This is a genomic window from Thiomicrorhabdus cannonii (assembly GCF_013391695.1).
Classification (GTDB): domain Bacteria; phylum Pseudomonadota; class Gammaproteobacteria; order Thiomicrospirales; family Thiomicrospiraceae; genus Thiomicrorhabdus; species Thiomicrorhabdus cannonii.
The window spans coordinates 14,951-32,703 of the sequence record NZ_JACBGH010000006.1 but is presented as its reverse complement, the minus strand read 5'-3'; the positions used below and the strand labels follow the sequence as shown (position 1 = coordinate 32,703).

Annotated in this window: 15 protein-coding genes; 7 read left to right on the top strand and 8 right to left on the bottom strand. The window is 51.4% G+C overall.

Annotated elements, in window-relative coordinates; translation table 11 throughout:
- The first annotated feature begins 3 nt into the window (after positions 1-3).
- Positions 4-2,868, top strand: a complete 2,865-nt coding sequence (gene polA, locus HZ297_RS08015) for a DNA polymerase I (RefSeq protein ID WP_178862525.1) — start codon at positions 4-6, stop codon at positions 2,866-2,868.
- Positions 2,869-3,388: 520 nt separating this feature from the next.
- Here polA and HZ297_RS08010 read toward each other — a convergent pair.
- The 7 genes from HZ297_RS08010 to HZ297_RS07980 form a co-directional block, all read right to left on the bottom strand.
- Entirely contained in the window at positions 3,389-3,658 is a 270-nt protein-coding gene (locus HZ297_RS08010; protein WP_178862523.1) for a type II toxin-antitoxin system RelE/ParE family toxin, read from the bottom strand.
- A gap of 10 nt (positions 3,659-3,668) precedes the next feature.
- Entirely contained in the window at positions 3,669-3,884 is a 216-nt protein-coding gene (locus tag HZ297_RS08005) for a TA system antitoxin ParD family protein (RefSeq protein ID WP_178862521.1), read from the bottom strand.
- Positions 3,885-4,033: 149 nt separating this feature from the next.
- Positions 4,034-4,618 carry a TetR/AcrR family transcriptional regulator gene (locus HZ297_RS08000; RefSeq protein WP_178862519.1) on the bottom strand — a complete coding sequence of 195 codons (585 nt, stop codon included), beginning with the start codon at positions 4,616-4,618 and terminating at the stop codon, positions 4,034-4,036.
- Between the two features lie 16 nt (positions 4,619-4,634).
- Complete coding sequence (locus HZ297_RS07995; RefSeq protein WP_343034786.1) at positions 4,635-5,351, bottom strand: DUF4395 family protein; 717 nt, start codon at positions 5,349-5,351, stop codon at positions 4,635-4,637.
- 17 nt (positions 5,352-5,368) lie between these two features.
- Positions 5,369-5,767 (bottom strand): hypothetical protein, encoded by a 399-nt coding sequence (locus tag HZ297_RS07990; RefSeq protein WP_178862515.1) that lies wholly within the window; start codon positions 5,765-5,767, stop codon positions 5,369-5,371.
- Between the two features lie 55 nt (positions 5,768-5,822).
- On the bottom strand, positions 5,823-6,932 hold the full coding sequence (locus tag HZ297_RS07985) for an MBL fold metallo-hydrolase (protein ID WP_178862513.1): 1,110 nt from the start codon (positions 6,930-6,932) through the stop codon (positions 5,823-5,825).
- Between the two features lie 255 nt (positions 6,933-7,187).
- Positions 7,188-8,075, bottom strand: a complete 888-nt coding sequence (locus HZ297_RS07980) for a LysR family transcriptional regulator (protein ID WP_178862511.1) — start codon at positions 8,073-8,075, stop codon at positions 7,188-7,190.
- A 170-nt stretch (positions 8,076-8,245) separates the two neighbouring features.
- Here HZ297_RS07980 and metE point away from each other — a divergent pair, with 170 nt between their 5' ends.
- Complete coding sequence (gene metE / locus HZ297_RS07975; protein WP_178862509.1) at positions 8,246-10,564, top strand: 5-methyltetrahydropteroyltriglutamate--homocysteine S-methyltransferase; 2,319 nt, start codon at positions 8,246-8,248, stop codon at positions 10,562-10,564.
- A 114-nt stretch (positions 10,565-10,678) separates the two neighbouring features.
- Here metE and yihA read toward each other — a convergent pair whose 3' ends face one another.
- The gene (gene yihA / locus HZ297_RS07970; protein WP_178862507.1) at positions 10,679-11,347 is read right to left on the bottom strand and encodes a ribosome biogenesis GTP-binding protein YihA/YsxC; all 669 of its coding nucleotides are present in this window, start codon (positions 11,345-11,347) and stop codon (positions 10,679-10,681) included.
- A 142-nt stretch (positions 11,348-11,489) separates the two neighbouring features.
- Between yihA and HZ297_RS07965 the strand changes: the two genes are divergently transcribed.
- The 5 genes from HZ297_RS07965 to HZ297_RS07945 all read left to right on the top strand — a co-directional run bounded on the left by HZ297_RS07965 (position 11,490) and on the right by HZ297_RS07945 (position 17,749).
- Positions 11,490-13,517: a cytochrome c biogenesis protein ResB gene (locus HZ297_RS07965; RefSeq protein ID WP_178862506.1), complete on the top strand. Its 2,028-nt coding sequence runs from the start codon at positions 11,490-11,492 to the stop codon at positions 13,515-13,517.
- Positions 13,518-13,556: 39 nt separating this feature from the next.
- Positions 13,557-14,729, top strand: coding sequence for a c-type cytochrome biogenesis protein CcsB (gene ccsB, locus HZ297_RS07960; RefSeq protein WP_178862505.1), 1,173 nt, complete (start codon positions 13,557-13,559; stop codon positions 14,727-14,729).
- A 31-nt stretch (positions 14,730-14,760) separates the two neighbouring features.
- Entirely contained in the window at positions 14,761-15,393 is a 633-nt protein-coding gene (locus HZ297_RS07955) for a thiol:disulfide interchange protein DsbA/DsbL (protein ID WP_178862503.1), read from the top strand.
- Positions 15,394-15,720: 327 nt separating this feature from the next.
- On the top strand, positions 15,721-17,367 hold the full coding sequence (locus tag HZ297_RS07950; protein WP_178862501.1) for an acetolactate synthase large subunit: 1,647 nt from the start codon (positions 15,721-15,723) through the stop codon (positions 17,365-17,367).
- Between the two features lie 37 nt (positions 17,368-17,404).
- Positions 17,405-17,749, top strand: coding sequence for a hypothetical protein (locus tag HZ297_RS07945; RefSeq protein WP_178862499.1), 345 nt, complete (start codon positions 17,405-17,407; stop codon positions 17,747-17,749).
- Positions 17,750-17,753 lie beyond the last annotated feature (4 nt).

The window sequence follows — 17,753 nt, the reverse complement described above, 5'->3', positions numbered from 1 at the left end:
AAAATGACCGAATCGAATATGCAACTCACCACCAATCCCGAAAGCCCGTTTATTCTGGTGGATGGTTCCTCCTACCTGTTCCGCGCCTTTCACGCGCTGCCGCCTTTGACCAACTCCAAAGGCCAGGCCACCGGGGCGATTTTCGGGGTGGTGAACATGCTCGGCAAACTCATCGAACAGTACCAGCCGGAGAAAATGGCGGTAGTGTTCGATGCCAAGGGCAAAACCTTCCGCCACGACATGTACAAGGAATACAAGGCGCACCGTCCGCCCATGCCGGAAGAGTTGGGCAGCCAGATTGCGCCCTTGCAGGAAATCGTCAAGGCGCTGGGTCTGCCGCTATTGGTGATTGAAGGGGTCGAGGCGGACGACGTCATCGGCACCCTGGCGCGCCAGGCGACCGAAAGCGAACACGACACGCTGATTTCCACCGGCGACAAAGACATGGCGCAGTTGGTCAACGAGCACGTCACGCTGATCAATACCATGAACGACCAGCTTTCCACGCCGGAAACCGTGCTGGAGAAATTCGGCGTGCGACCCGACCAGATTATCGACTACCTCGCGTTGATGGGCGACAGCGCCGACAATATTCCCGGCATCCCCAAATGCGGCCCCAAAACCGCCGTCAAATGGCTGCAATCGCACCAGACCATCGACCGTCTGATGGAAAACGCCTCGCTGATCGGCGGCAAAATCGGCGAAAACCTGCGCGACAACCTCGATCAACTCAAGCTGTCGCGCCAGCTGACCACCATTAAAACCGACTGCGACCTGCCGGTGCATCTAGACGACATCAACCGCCAGCCGCCCGATCTGGCGCGTTTGCAGGAACTGTTTGCCGAATACGAATTCAAAACCTGGTTGAATCAGGTCATGGCGGGTCATGCGCCCTTTTCCAAATCCAACGGCGCCAAGGCGCACAGCCAGACCATTACCAAAAAGAACGGCAGCAATCCGGCACATGTTGCAGCAAGTGTCGCCGCGAATGCCTCTAAAACCAACCAGTCGGCCGAAACGATTCACCGCCAGACGGTCGCGATTGACCCCTCCGGCTACGAAACCGTCTTTACCCAAGCGCAGTTTGAAAGCTGGCTGCAACGTCTGCAAAGCGCCGAACTGGTCGCCATCGACACCGAAACGACTTCCTTGGATACCATGGAAGCGCAGGTGGTCGGTGTCTGCTTGGCGGTGGCCGAAGGCGACACCCACAGAGCCTGTTATATTCCGCTGGCGCACGACTACGACGGCGCGCCGCCACAACTTGACCGCGACGCCGTGCTCGCCCAACTCAAACCACTGCTGGAAGACGCAAATGTCGCCAAATGCGGTCAAAACCTCAAATACGACTGGCATGTGCTGCAAAATCACGGCATCACCATGCGCGGCATGCGTTTCGACACCATGCTGGAGTCCTATGTGCTCAACAGCGTCGCCACGCGCCACAATATGGACGATCTGGCGCTGAAATACCTCAACCACCGCACCATCCATTTTGAGGAAATCGCCGGCAAAGGGGCTAAACAGCTGACATTCAATCAGATCGACATCGACACCGCCGCGCCCTACGCCGCCGAAGACGCCGACGTGACCCTGCGCCTGCACCAGACGCTATGGCCGCAACTGCAGGCCGAGCCGAGTCTGGCAAAGGTGCTGACTGAGATTGAAATGCCGCTGATGCCGGTGCTGGCGCATATGGAAAGAAACGGCGTGCTGCTGGACACCGCCAAACTCGCCGAACAGAGCGAAGAGATCAGCCACAAACTCGCCAAACTGGAACAGCAGGCGCATCTGATCGCCGGCGAGGTCTTCAACCTCAACTCCTCCAAGCAGCTGCAGGTGATTCTGTTTGAAAACCTCGATCTGCCGGTCATCAAGAAAACCCCCAAAGGCCAGCCTTCCACCGCCGAGCCGGTGCTGGCGGAACTGGCCGAACAGGGTCACGAACTGCCGACTCTTATTTTAGAGTACCGCAGCCTCGCGAAACTCAAATCGACCTACACGGATGCGCTGCCCAAGCAGATCAATCAACGCACCGGCCGGGTGCACACCTCCTATCAGCAGGCGGTGGCCTCCACCGGCCGCCTCTCCTCCACCGAGCCGAACCTGCAGAATATTCCGGTGCGCTCCGAGGAAGGCCGCCGCATCCGTCAGGCCTTTATCGCCCGCCCCGGCTACAAGATCGTCGCGGCTGACTATTCGCAGATTGAGTTGCGCATCATGGCGCATCTGTCGAATGATGCCGGCCTGCTGAACGCCTTTGCCCACGGGCAGGACATCCACCGCGCCACCGCGGCGGAGATTTTCGGCGTGCCGCTGGAGGCCGTCACCACCGAACAGCGTCGCAGCGCCAAAGCGGTCAACTTCGGTCTGATCTACGGCATGTCGGCGTTCGGTCTGGCCAAACAGTTGAACGTGGGGCGCAATCTGGCGCAGGAGTACATCAACCTCTATTTTGCACGCTATCCGGGCGTATTACGCTACATGGAAACCACCAAGGAGAGCGCCAAAGCCAAAGGGTATGTGGAAACCCTGATGGGGCGCCGCTTGTACCTGCCCGACATCCACGCCAGCAACGGCCAGCTGCGCCAGTATGCCGAACGCACCGCCATCAACGCGCCGATGCAGGGCACGGCGGCGGACATTATCAAAACCGCGATGATTCATATCGAGGAGTGGCTCAACCACACCGATCTGGATGTGCAGATGCTGATGCAGGTGCATGATGAACTGGTGTTTGAGGTCGCGGAAAAGGATTTGGATGCCGCCATTGAACACATCAAACCGTTAATGGAATCGGCGTTGGAATTGAAGGTGCCGCTGATTGTCGAAGTCGGTCAGGGTAATAATTGGGATGAGGCGCATTAAAACGTGCGTTGTTTTGGATTTTAAAAACTCAACAGGCCGGGTTAAGAGCGTTTTGAACCACAGAGGCACAGAGGAGTTGAGAAAAGAGCGGTTGGCAAATGGCCTTTGTTTTCCAAAAAACTCTGTGCCTCTGTGTCTCTGTGGTGAAATCTTTTGGGTATGTAAATTTTGTGATTGTTATCAATAGACTTTACGCCTAATAAATATTCTTGAGGAGGGGTAAGTTCGGCCCCTTTGAGTTGAGTGTTAGCCAGACTTGGCGAAAGGCTCTGAAAGCGATGAGCTGTCTGAGCAACCTTTGGTTGCGAGTTCGAAATCGCCAGAGCCTGAGGCTTAGTCCGGCTTCACGAGACGAGTAGGGGTGCCTTTTCTTTTCGCCTCTTTTCTTTGGGCAAGCAAAGAAAAGGGGCATCTCAAGGTATTCACAATTCCTATTTTGGATGCTTTTGACTGCTTGAGAAAAATATAAATTGTGGACAAAACAATCACAAAATTTACATACCCAATTTTTTATCTGAATTCAGGTTTTTAAATCCCTGTAAAAATTTTCATGCACGCCTAACAGCAACAGGGTTCGTGAGGTTTCATCCCATTCATAAGCCAGTAGAAATTGCTGATTGATGCAGTCAAACTTATAAACATACACGCCCGCTAAATCCCCTTTCTTTTCGGTACCGATTTGAGGCGTTTGGACAATGCGTTGAATCGCTTGATTAACATCTTTTAACTGGTTGTTATGCAGTTTTTTGTAAATCCGCTTAAACGCCGGTTTTTGTAGAATTTTAACCATCTTTTACCGTTTATTGACCATCGCGGAATTCAAATGGTTCGGACTCTTGATGTTTGGACAGCAACAGCGACTTGATCGCTTCAATCGATAACTCCGGATTTTCCAACGCGGTTTTACCAATACGCGCCCAATATTCAATCTGGTTGGGAATCGAACGTAACTCGGCTTTGGCTTGCGACTTGGCCTCTAAATAAAACTCATCGTTGATTCTGACGCTGGTTGTCATCATTTTCTCCCAGAAAACAAGAATTGCCTACAATTGTAGGCAAAAAGCCACCCGAAAACCATACAAAAAATACAGTAGGGAGACAACCTATTCTAATCTCACCCACATTAAATCTTTTTAAAACCCGGCCTGTTCGGTTTTGCAAAGGTTTATTTTTGCAATTGATTCTGCATCATTGCCTGAATATTAGCGGTGAGGTATTCTGTGCTTTGCGCCTGTTCGCTGCCGCCCGGCAGCATTGGGCGCAGCGGATTGGCCTGAAAATGGAAAAACAGCAGTGCCATCAGACTGGTGGTGAGAAAATGCGGGTCGCATTTTGGGTTGATCTCCACAAAGACGTCGTGCAACGCACGGCAGGTATCGGCCATGACGACCTGGGCGAGAAACTGCAGATGCGCTTCGTCCGGCACCAGCAGTTCGCGGATAAACAGTTGTCTGAAAATCACATCGCCGGCCATCTGCCGGCACGCCAATGCAATAAAATTATCCAGCTTTTGCTGTGCCGGCACGGCGGCTTGCAAACAAGCCTCCAACTCCCCACCCTGCTGACCAAAAACGTATTGCAAAGTGGCCTGATAGAGCGCCTGTTTGTCCTTGAAATGGTTGTACAGCGAAGGCGCTTTGATATGGCAGGCCGCGGCAATGTCGCGCATCGTCAGGGTGTCGAACCCCTTGGCGGCAAAGAGTTCGGCCGCGGTTTGCAGAATACGTTGTTTGGTGTCTAGTTGGCTCATAACATCGGGGTTTGCGTCAGGATTTGGCTTCATGTCGGGCGCGGATGGCGTCCCAGTCAATATTGTTGCAGGCGTAACAGGGTTCGTTAATCATACCCAATTTAACCAGTAAGGCGTGTATTTTACACCCTAAACAGAAACCCAGCACCGCTTCGAGCCAGACCATGCCCAAACAGACCCATACCAGCGTCACCGGAATCTCGTAGGGAATGTAGTTGGTGGTGGTCGGCAGCCATTCGCCATTGAACAGACTGTTGACGCCATTGGCAAAGGTGTCGGGGTTGAAAAACACCAGACAGAAACTTGCCAATGAAATCCCCAACCCCCAGGCAAAACGTTTCGGAGCAATGGGTTTCCACACCGGCGTTTTATTGCGCGCCAGGAAGGAGGCAATCTGAATGGTCGGCGAAAACCGCGACGACCACGCCGTCATACCTACAAGCAGTTCGAACAGACCGTAGAACAGCAGGGCCGTCTGTGCAGTGTAGTCGTAAACGCGCTGCGTCATCTGCCCGCTATAGATGATTTGCGAGGCTTCGGTCACTTCGTAAGTGTCTTCGACCGTGGCGGCATCCACTATCCACGGCGAGGTGTAAAGCACATCAAACAGCGTCAGCGCCATAAACAGCGGAATCACAATCATCATACCGGCGCGGATGCGCACTGCGGTTTCATTGATAAACAACACCTCTTCATTCGGGTCGCGGAACCAGGTGTTTTTAAAGGTGGACATCATCATCCCTCCCAATATTAGATTTTTTGAACCGAACCGGCCACCGGCTTGCTGAAAAAGGTGCCGACAATCATGCCAACCGAATAGGGTTGCTTATGGTTCCACGGCATCAGCGACATAAAACGCGCCAGGAAGCAGTAATCGAACAGCACCATCGCCGTGGTGCCGAGAATCACCGGATAGATCAGCCAATACAGCGGCGGCCAGAATGCCGCCAGCAACAGCAAGGCATAGGCAATCCGCACCTGAGTGGCAAACGCCGTCAACGAACGCTGTTCGACGCCGAAATGCACCACTTGAATCAACGTTAAGGCCAGCGCCAGCTGCAAACCGGCAAACCAGCCAAACACATCGGCTATCAACAGCAGGTCGGTGATAAACCAGTAAATCCAGATTTTATTGCTAATTCGATGCATATCTTTTTCCTAATTCAGAACCCAAAAACCTCGGTAAATCCCTGTTTGCAGCGTTTTATTCATTGCTTACCCCCAGATCGCCGCCGGTGAATTCCAGATAGATATGCAGGGCGTTGTTGCGGTAGGTCTGTTCGTACACCGGTCTGTCGGCATAGGCGCTCTGGTCGATCTGCTCGAGAGTGCGCTCGGTTCCGCCAGCGGCGATCAGTTTGCCGATCTGCTGATGCATATCCTTCAGATAATCGTAGGTATCCTGTTTGACCTGCTGCATCGTTGTGGGTGCGCCGTGCCCCGGAATCACGGTGACGTCATGCGGAATGGCGTCCATAAAGCGTTCGAAAGACTCCACCCATTTGCGGGTATCGGTATAGGCAAACAGCGCCAGCATACGCTCGTTGTAAGCCAAATCGCCCGGTAGAACCACCTTGCGCTGCGGAACATACACCACCGTTGAACCGGGCGTATGCCCCGGCCCAAAATTCATAAGCTGAACGGTTTCACCACCGCCGACCTCGACGGTCATGGTATCGTCAAAGGTCGTGAAAAGAGGGGATACGTCGCGTGCGCTTTCGGTCAATTCGTGGCCGACACGGCTACCCCAACTGGCTTTGATGGCGTCGAAACCCTTATGGAAATCGCGGTTGGCGAGCGAATGGGAATAGAGGTGTTTGACGCCCTGATCCACCCAATAGCCCGCGCCGAGATAGGCGTGGCCCTGACTGTTCTCGACCGCCACCCATTTGACCGGTTTGTCGGTCACCTGTTTGATCTGCTGGTGTAACGTGTAGGCCAAGGCCGGATTGGCTCCGGCGTTGAACACAAACACGCCGTCTTCAAACACCATAAAACTCAAATTGTTGTTCAAGCCGAAGTTGGCGGGATTGTGCCAGATCAAACTGCCGACCACCGTATAAACGCCATCGGTCACCTCAACCGCCTGAGGAATCGGCAGACGCTTGCCGATATAGCCCTGTTTTCTTAACACCTGCTGCATCTCTTTGGCATAGGTTGCGGCGCTGGCCTGCATCAGACCGTAATTTTCAAACTTTTTCATTTCATCGGCATAGCGCTCAAAGCCTTCTGTATAGGCATCGGAAGCAACACCTCCCAAAGGGAAAAATCCACAGCAGAGGGCCAATGCGATCGTGATTTTCAATGTATTCATTTTCAGGATTCCGGTTGAGTGATCTGACTATTTTATAAACTAACTAACATTTGTTAGTGTAATCAAAAAAATAACAAAAACAACCCCTAATGAAAGGTAAGGCAGCAATAAGGGATTTTTTCGCCTATCGGCAATCACGTAAAAAGCGGCGATTTAAAAGGCGCGAAAACTCAACAGGCCGGGTAAGAAAACATTTCCTAGCCGGCCTGTTAAGTTTTTTCATTGATCAAAACGATTTGTTTGCCAGCTGTGCATTTATTGTCTGCTCAGTTTAATCCTATCCATAAAGTCGTTTAAGTAAGGTGTCGCCGCTTGGCTCGATTGAATCGCCGCATAGAGAGTGGACCAAAGTCCATTTTGACCAAGTCGTTTTCTGGGCAGATGTTTAAACTCTTCCTGCGTATCCAACAACCATTTCGGCAGAGCGCAAACCCCATGCCCACTTTCTACGCGATGCAACATCATTAAGGTCATATCCGTATATTCGGTGGCTTTTGGTCGCAGTTTGTTAGGTCGTAGAAATTGACTGAAAATGTCCAGTTTCTCTTCCTCCACCGGGTAACAAATTAGGGTTTCTATCACCAGGTCCTGCGGCTCTATCCAGGCCTTTTGAAGCAATCTGTGATTCGGCGGTAACACCAATAGGATTTCATAACTGAAAAGGGGATGAAAATCCAAATCGGCCCGCTCAATCGGATCTGAAGTAATCACCAAATCGAGTTGCCCCTGACGCAATGCCAACAATGCATCCACGCTAAATCGACTGACAATGTCCACGTCAATGTTGGGCCATTGCGCCTGAAACGGCCGCAACAGAGGCAACAACCATTCAAAGCAGGTATGGCACTCCACCCCTATTTTTAACCTTCCCTGTTCACCGGACGCAAGACGTTTTAAGGCCACTTCTGCTTGTTGTATGCCCGGCAGAACAACCTGCGCCAACTGCAACAAGGTTTTGCCAGCCGGCGTAAACCGTAACGGCTGACTTTTGCGTTCGAACAACTTCAATTGGTAGTGATCTTCAAGCTGTTTGATCTGGTGTGAGAGCGCCGATTGCGTCATAAAAAGCGTTTCGGCGGTTTTGACAAGATTACCCTGCTCGGCCAAAACAGAGAGCGTTTTGAGATGTTTAATTTCAAGCATGGTTCAACCACCTGATTGTTGAAAGAACATGCAAGTTTAATTATTAAAATAATTCAAGTAAATATGAATTTAATTCGTTTGTTTTCATATTGCCGGCTTTTTATGATGTCTGTCAGAAAAACAGCGGCGTTTAAAACTCCGCAACCACCATCGAAACCAAAGGATTTGTAATGACTATTCATAATTTAGGTTACCCGCGCATCGGGGATTTTCGCGAACTCAAGTTTGCATTGGAGGCTTATTGGAAAGGCGAAAAAACCTTAACGGACTTGGAAGCGCAAGCGCGCGAAATCCGTTACAAAAACTTTCAAACGCAGATTGCTGCGGGGATTGAACTCATTCCGGTGAACGACTTTGCTTATTATGATCAATGTCTAAATATGAGTACCTTGCTGGGGGTGATTCCGAAGCGTTTTCGCCAAGATGAGTATGATATCGACATCGCTTTCCGCATGGCGCGAGGCCGCGCACCTTCTGATGATGGAATTGGTTGCGACGAGGGACATCTGTGCGAATCGAGAGCGGGTTTCGCCGGCGCCATGAAAAAATGGTTCGACACCAACTATCACTATATTGTTCCGGAGTTGTATGACGACACCGAATTCAAGATCACCGATACGCGCTTATTTAACGAAGTGGCCGAAGCCCTGGCGCTGAAGCAGGACGGGAACATCGACTTCAAACCGGTTCTGATCGGGCCGGTAACCTATTTATACCTTGCCGAAAATGTCGGCAATGCGATTCCAAAACTGAGCCGTCTCCCCGAACTGTTAGCGGTCTACCTGCAAATCCTACAGAAACTGGCGGATCAAGGCATCCGCTGGGTACAAGTCGATGAACCGATTTTAGGGCTGGAGTTGAACGCGGAATGGCAAAATGCTTTTACGACAGCCTATGAGGCACTCTCCAAGATTCAGGTCAAACTGCTTGTTGCGACCTATTTTGAAACGCTTGGCGACAACCTTGATCTGGCGTGTGAGCTACCCGTTGCAGGCCTGCATTACGATGCCGTGCGTGGCGAAAAGCAGCTTGCTTGCCTGGTCGAACAATACCCGGCGCATAAGGTGCTGTCTATCGGTTTAGTTGAAGGTCGTAATATCTGGAAAACCGATATAACCGCTGCGCTAAAGCAACTTGCGGATGCCAAAGCCAAATTCGCTAACAATCTATGGATCGCGCCGAGTTGTTCGCTATTGCATGTGCCGGTCAATCTGGACGTGGAACAAAAACTCGATCCCGAGCTGAAAAACTACCTGTCGTTTGCCAAACAAAAACTCGATGAAGTGAAACTGCTCGCCGACGCCCTGAATGGCAAACCCGATGAAAAAGCCCTTGCCGATAACGCCAAAGCGATCACCGACAAAAAAGCCTCCAAGCTGGTTCACAACGCCGCCGTTCAGGCGCGCATTGCCAAGCTGGATGAAACCGCCTTGAATCGACCTGCTCCTTATAAAGAACGGGCAGCGCTCCAAAAAGCCAAATTTAAGCTACCGCTTTTCCCGACGACGACCATTGGCTCTTTCCCGCAAACGGCAGAGATTCGCCAAACCCGTCTTAAATTCAAAAAAGGCGACATTAGCGAAGCACAATATATTGAAGCTATGCAGGCGGAAATTCGCGATGTCTGCGCACGTCAGGAGCGTATCGGCATAGATGTATTCGTTCACGGCGAGCCGGAACGTAACGACATGGTCGAATACTTCGGCGAACAACTCAAGGGTTATGCCTTCACACAATTCGGCTGGGTGCAATCCTATGGCTCCCGTTGCGTTAAGCCGCCGATTATTTACGGCGATGTTTCACGCGAAAAACCGATGACCGTTTTCTGGTCGCAATATGCGCAAAGTCAGACCGCCAAACCCATGAAAGGCATGTTATCGGGTGCCGTCACCATGTTGAACTGGTCGTTTGTGCGCAATGACCAGCCGCGCGAACAAACCTGTAACCAAATCGCACTGGCGTTACGCGACGAAGTGTTGGATTTGGAAGCGGCCGGTATTCACATGATTCAGATCGACGAAGCGGCTTTGCGAGAAGGTCTGCCGTTGAAAAAATCAGACTGGGAGGACTATCTGCGCTGGGCGGTGAAGAGTTTCCACATTACCACCTCCGGTGTGGCAAACGACACCCAGATTCACACCCATATGTGTTATTCGGAGTTTAACGACATTATTGAATCCGTAGCGGCAATGGATGCCGACTGTATCACCATCGAAACCTCCAAATCGAATATGAAACTGCTGGATGCTTTTGTAGACTTTGAATATCCGAATGAAATCGGCCCGGGCGTTTACGATATTCACTCGCCGAATATTCCAACCGTTGAACAGATGATCGGGTTAATCGAAAAAGCCGCCAAGCTGATTCCGGCAGAACGTCTGTGGGTCAACCCCGACTGCGGCTTGAAGACCAGAGGGTGGAAGGAAACCGAACCGGCATTAACCAATATGGTGCAAGCCGCGAAGAAACTCAGAAAACAGATCGCATAAGGGCATCCGTTTACAACGCATTTAAGATGCGTTAAAACTCAACAGGCCGGGTAGAAAACTTTTGCTACCCGGCCTGTTGAGTTTTTTGAAAGGCAAATTTTAAAAAATGCCGGCTTAACCTTTTGCCGAGGTTTCGGCGTTTTCGGCCGGTTTTTGCGCTGTCGGCTTTTCCTTAACCGGCCGTTCATATTCCATCCAACCGTCAAGTTTTTTCCAGACCTGATCCAAGCCTTCGCGCTTCAGCGACGAAAACAGCTGCGCGCTGGCGTGCGGATACTGTTCCTTCAGGGTTTTCTGCAACGCCAGCAACGCCGCTTTGGCCGGGCCTTTTTTGAGTTTGTCGGACTTGGTCAGCAATACATGCACCGGCAGTTCCAGCGAGGCGGTCCAATCGAGCATGACAATGTCGATATCGGTCGGCGGCATACGGCAATCCATCAGCAGAATCATGCCGCGCAGACACTGGCGTTTTTCGATATATTCGCTCAACCCCGCTTCCCAGGCGCGTTTGACGTTCACATTAACCTTGGCGTAACCGTAACCCGGCAAATCCACCAGACGGTGTTCGGCATCGCACTCGAAAAAGTTGATCATCTGCGTGCGCCCCGGCGTCTTACTGGTACGCGCCAGCGACTTTTGCGAAGTGATGACGTTCAAAGCACTCGATTTACCCGCATTGGAGCGCCCGGCAAAGGCGACTTCGTAACCGCTGTCTTCGGGACACAGCGCCAGCGTGGGCACGCTTTTGAGGTAGGTGGCTTTTTGGTACAGAGGGTGTTGCATAGAAGAATTCTTTAATACTTTATCAATGGTGTGCATAAGTATATACTCTACACTATTTTTTAAATACCCTATGGCCGGCTCGGACTTTCTAAAACCGCGAAAACGCGCTGAAAATTCGTGAAAATGCCCAGAAATTAAGCTTATGACACAAGAAACCGTTCACTCCGCAGCACCACGCAAACAACGCGTGCTACTCGATTTCCTAGGTTCGATGAACCTCGCCGTCACCCTGCTGGTCATGCTCTCCATCGCCTCGGTGATTGGTACGGTCTTGCAGCAAAACCAGGCGACGCAGGATTACATCATCAAATTCGGCCCTTTCTGGGCGGAGGTCTTTAACAGCCTGGGGCTGTTCCACGTTTACGGCGCCGCCTGGTTTGTGCTGGTACTGGTGTTCCTGCTGTTGTCCACCAGCGTCTGCGTGACCCGCAATACGCCGGGCTTTATCAAGGATATGAAGCAGTTCAGCGAGAAGCTGTCGCTCAAAGCCCTGCAACATCAGCCGCAACACACCGAATTCACTTCAAAAGACGATCTGCAAACCGAACAGGCCAGGGTCGTGAAGACCCTGCAGGCGCAAGGCTACAAAACCAAAGTGCATGCGCGCGACGACGGTTCGGTGACCGTTGCCGGTTTGAAAGGCCGCTGGAACCGTCTGGGTTATTTCTTCACGCATGTTTCGATTGTGGTCATCTGTATCGGCGCCCTGCTCGACAGCAATCTGCTGCTCAAATACCGCGAACTGACCGGCAATCTGATTCCGGAAACGCGCACCATTTCATTGAAAGAAGTACCGCAAACCGCCTGGTTGGGGCCGGAAAACACCTCTTTCCGCGGTTCGGTCAACGTACCCGAAGGCCAGAAAAGCGACGTGCTGTTCCTGCCGTATGAAGACGGCTATCTGGTGCAGAAACTGCCGTTTATGGTCGAGGTGAAGGATTTCCGCATCGAATATTACGACACCGGTATGCCGAAAAACTACGAGAGTGACCTGGTTCTGACCTCGCCGGAACTCGACGAACCGATTGTCAAAACCATCGCGGTCAACCACCCGCTTTACTATAAAAACTATGCAATCTATCAGTCGTCGTTCGGTGACGGCGGTTCTCTGCTGAATCTGAAAGTCCACCCGCTGCTTTCACCGGTGGAAAATCCGATCGGGCTGCAAACGGCAGTCAATAAAGTGGAACCTTTGAAGACGCCGATCGGCAAATTCAATGTCGAATTCAACGACTTCCGTCTATTCAATATGGTACCGACGACCGAGGAAGAACACGCCAAGACCGGCAAGAAATTCCATAACAACGGCCCTTCGATTATCTTCAAGGTGCGCAACGAGCAAGGCAAGGCGTGGGAATATGAAAACTACATGAGCCCGAGCCTGCAGGAAAACCGTTGGTTCTATATGACCGGCGTGCGCACCATGAACAGTGAACCTTTCCGCTATCTGTTCATTCCGGCGGATGCCAAGCGCCAGAAAACGCGTTTCTTCAAGTTCCTGGCGTTGATCAACAACCCGGTGGAAAACACGCGTATCTTTAAAGAGGCCTTCCCGCAAAGCGAACAGACCGACGATAAGACCTATGCCCTGCAGATTCGTCTGATGCAGCAGCTGATGACGTTGTTCCGCGCCAAAGGTTTCGACGGCATTAGCGAATTCATTAACAAAAACGTGCCCGAAGAAGAGCGCCAGAAGGTCGGCGACTACTATTTCGGCCAGACCAGCTTTGCATTGCAGAGCCTGTTTTTGGATGTTCTGAAGCAGGAAGGCGCACAACCTGCCAGCGATGCGGAGGTTTCCGATTTCGACAAACAGTGGTTTGAAGACGCGCTGACGGCCATCAACACCATTCCGCATTACGGCCCGCCGATGTATTTTGAGCTGGAATCCTTCAAACATATCCAGTCGACCGGCCTGCAGATCACCAAATCACCCGGAAAAGATGTGGTTTATTTTGGTAGCGCGATGCTTATAATCGGGGTGTTCTTTCTATTCTATGTGCGTCAAAAACGCATTTGGGTAAATCTGCGTCAAGCCGAAAACAGCGGCGACCAAGCGGATAAAGCGGGCACCGACATCACGGTTGCCGGCAAAGACAACAAACCACTGCCGGAAACCGAAACCGAATTTGAACGTCTGGTCCATCTGCTCCGGACATCGAGTCATTAAGCTAACCCAGAAAGCTAGACATATAAAAAGGAATTAGCGATGCAATCAGAAACTTTAAGCAACCACTACGAAGAAACGAAGTCTTTCGGACTGCGCGACATCGTATGGGCGGCATTTGTCATTATCGGCAGTCTTCTGGCATGGGATCAATACGGCCACAATATGGATGTCTATGAAGACGCCATTTTGGGTGCGGCGGCAATCGGGCTGATCTGGCTGGGCCGTTTCTGGCGGAGTTTCCAGCCGGTTACCGTGGTGGTCACCCTGCTAAGTGTCCTGGCCATCTACACCTATGCCAAACACGGCAATGTCATTACCGCCAATGAACAGGCCTTTTTCTTAAAATACCTGATCTCCAGCCAATCGGCGATTATGTGGATGAACGCCCTCTTCATTCTGGCGATGGTGACCTACTTCCTGGCACTGTATCAGCGTTCCGAATTTACCGGCAAAGTGGCCACCACCATGGTGTGGAGTGCGGCGGTGTTCGGTTTGGTGGGCATGATGGTGCGCTGGCGCGAGTCTTACATTATCAATGTCGAATACGGCCATATTCCGGTCAGTAGCCTGTATGAAGTGTTTATTCTGTTTGTGGTGCTGACGGCTCTGATCTACCTTTACTACGAACAAAAATACAAAACCAAAACCCTGGGCGGTTTTGTCATGCTGGTCATCAGTGCGGCGGTCGGGTTTATTCTGTGGTACACCTTTGATCGCGAAGCGCATGTCATTCAACCGCTGGTACCCGCTCTGAAAAGCTGGTGGATGAAAATCCACGTTCCGGCCAACTTTATCGGTTACGGCACCTTCTCCATCGCCGCGATGGTAGGTCTGGCCTACCTGATTACCGCCAAAGTCAAAGAGAAGAATCCTAACAGCGGTTTTGTCAAACGTATGCCGTCGTTGGAGTTGATGGACGACCTGATGTACAAAAACATCGCTTTGGGCTTTGCCTTCTTCACCATCGCCACGGTGTTGGGCGCGATGTGGGCGGCGGAAGCCTGGGGCGGTTACTGGTCATGGGACCCTAAAGAGACCTGGGCGTTGATTGTCTGGTTGAACTACGCCGCCTGGCTGCATATCCGCATGAGCAAAGGCTGGCGCGGCAAGCCGATGGCCTGGTGGGCATTGATCGGCCTGTTGGTCACGACCTTTGCCTTCCTGGGCGTGAATATGTTCCTGTCCGGACTGCACTCTTACGGTGAATTGTAATCCGCTCAATCAACGAAGGAAGCAAATGCAGATGTTACGCAGAACCTGGTTAAAAACCGTTGTTACCGCCGCTTTTGCCGGCCTGTTGAGTTCTAATTCTTGGGCGCAGGCCGACTTTGATTTTGTGGAAGGCGTGGAATACAAGAAAGTGCCGCAACCGCAATCCATTGCGCCGCATACCAAGCAGGTCACCGAAGTTTTTTATTACGGCTGTCCGCACTGCTTCGAACTGGAGCCGAGCATTCACGAATGGCTCAAAACCAAACCGAAAGACGTTTATTTCGAGCAGATTCCGGCGGTTTTGAATAATCCCAACTGGATCTTTATGGGTAAGGTCTATTTCACGGCCAAAGAACTCGGAGTAGTGGAACAGGCACATCTGCCCTTCTTCAGCGCTATCCATAAGGAACGCAAGCAGCTCTTTACAGTCGATGCTCTGGCGAGTTATTTCACCCAGTTCGGCGTGAAAGAAGCTGATTTTAAAGCGACTTTCAACAGTTTCAAAGTGGATCAACTGGTGCGCAATGCAATGCGTGTCACCCAGGCTCTCGGCATTTCCGGTGTGCCGGCGGTCGTTGTCAACGGCAAATACCTCACGGATGTGCCGATGGCGCAAAGCAAAGAGCGCATGTGGCAGGTCGTGGATTATCTGACCAATCAATAGACTGTCCGTAGCTATTTGCAAAAAGGGGGTCTTACCCCCTTTTTTATTATGTATAGAGAGCTTTGCACGAGTGGGGCGCGAAAGAAAAATGAGGAAAAAATGGCCTGATTGAGGCGGAAAATGCAGCTAATAGCCAGCTATTAGCAAGTTTTTCAACAAAAATCAGGTGGTTTTTAACCATTTTTATGCGTGCAACCACCTCGTGCAAAGCTCTCGTATAAAAAGATTTTTGGCAAAAGCCGCAATCAGCCATTCCAAAATCCCGGCAGGCCTGTTATTTTTAGCAGGTAAGCGGCCAACCTTATTTTTACTTAAACGAGTCATCTCATGAAAGCAGCACATCTTTTTGTCCAATGCCTTGAAAACGAAGGCGTCGAGTATATCTTTGGCATTCCCGGCGAAGAAAACCTCGATATTATGGATGCGTTGCTCGACTCCAATATTCAATTCATCACCACCCGCCACGAACAAGGTGCCGCGTTTATGGCCGACGTTTACGGACGTTTGACCGGCCGTGCTGGGGTTTGTTTGTCCACGCTGGGACCCGGCGCTACCAATCTGGTAACCGGCGTCGCCGATGCCAATATGGATAACGCTCCGCTCGTCGCTATTGCCGGACAAGCCGCCACCACTCGCATGCACAAAGAGTCGCATCAGGTGGTCGATCTGGTGAGCATGTTCAAACCCATCACCAAATACGCCGCCCAGGTGCTAGAACCGGGCACCATTCCCGAAGTGGTGCGCAAAGCCTTTAAATTGGCCGAAGCGGAAAAACCCGGCGCGACCTTTATCGACCTGCCGGAAAACATCTGCGAGATGGAGACCTTGGAAAAACCGCTGCCTAGCAGTGCCAACCGCCTCACCTTGGCCGATCAGGAACTGTTGGAAGCCGCGGCGGAATTGATCAAACAGGCCAAATACCCGCTGATTCTGGTAGGCAATGGAGCGGTGCGCGCCCGTGCCGGCGAATATCTGCAGACATTCGTTGAAAAACACTCTATTCCCGTGGTGAATACCTTTATGGCCAAAGGCATCATCCCCTACTACAAAAACGGCATGGCGATGGGTACTGCCGGCCTGCAGAAAGGCGATTACGAAAACGGCGGTTTTGCTAAAGCCGACGTGGTGATTTGCGTGGGTTTCGATATGGTCGAATACCACCCTCATTTGTGGAATCCCAAACGGACCCATCGCATTATCCATATCGATACCAAAAAGGCCGAGGTCGATAACAGCTATATTCCTGAAGTCGAGCTGATTGGTAATATCGGCCGAAATCTGGCGGCTTTGGGCGAACTTTTGCCGACTCCGCAACACAATTGCCTGCTCGATTTCCCGTTACGCGACGCGATGGTTAGAGAGATGGACCGCTGCTCCAACAGCACGGCCTGGCCGATGCTGCCGCAAAAAATCATCTGGGATCTGCGTACCGCAATGAATAAAGCGGATATCGCCATCTGCGACGTCGGCGCCCACAAGATGTGGATGGCGCGCATGTTCCGCTGCGATTTGCCCAATACCTGCATTATCTCCAACGGCTTTGCCGGCATGGGCATCGCCGTTCCCGGCGCGATTGCCGCGAAACTGGCCTATCCCGACAAAGCCGTGGTGGCGGTCACCGGCGACGCCGGCTTTATGATGAATTCCCAGGAAATCGAAACCGCGCTGCGCTGCAATACCCCAATGGTGATTCTGATCTGGAACGACAGTCAGTACGGTCTGATCGAATGGAAACAGCAACGCCGTTTCGGACGCTCGGCTTATATCGATTTTAAAAACCCCGATTTCGTCGCCTACGCGAAATCCTTCGGCGCCCAGGGTGTGCGCATTGAATCGGCAGATCAACTGCTACCGGCTTTAAAAAACGCCTTAAAAGCCAATACGGTAACGGTTATAGACTGTCCGGTGGATTACTCGGAAAATGATCGCCTTACCGCTCTTTTGGGCAACGTACTCTCTGAGATTGAGGATTAAGCACACCGTTTTATCCACTTAAAAAACGAGGATAGATATGATTTTTATCAGACGCAACACTGAAGGCGAAATCAGCGAAATCGATTTCTCCCCCGGGCCTAATTTAGAGGAAATCAGTCTATTTGATCCTCAATTAAAAGACTTTTTAAAACACTCTCCGCACAGCGAAGAGTTGATCAAGACCGTGCTTGATAAACTCGATCTGGATATGGTCCGCGTTATCGAGGATTTGATTGACGTAATGATCAATAAGGAACTCATCCGTTTTACCGACCTGCCGCAGGCGGTACAGAACAAACTGCTCTTCAAGAAAAGCATCCGTAACTCGCTGCGTGAAGAACGGGAAATCCTTATCGAGGAAGAAGAGGCCCTTAATTTCTAAGCCG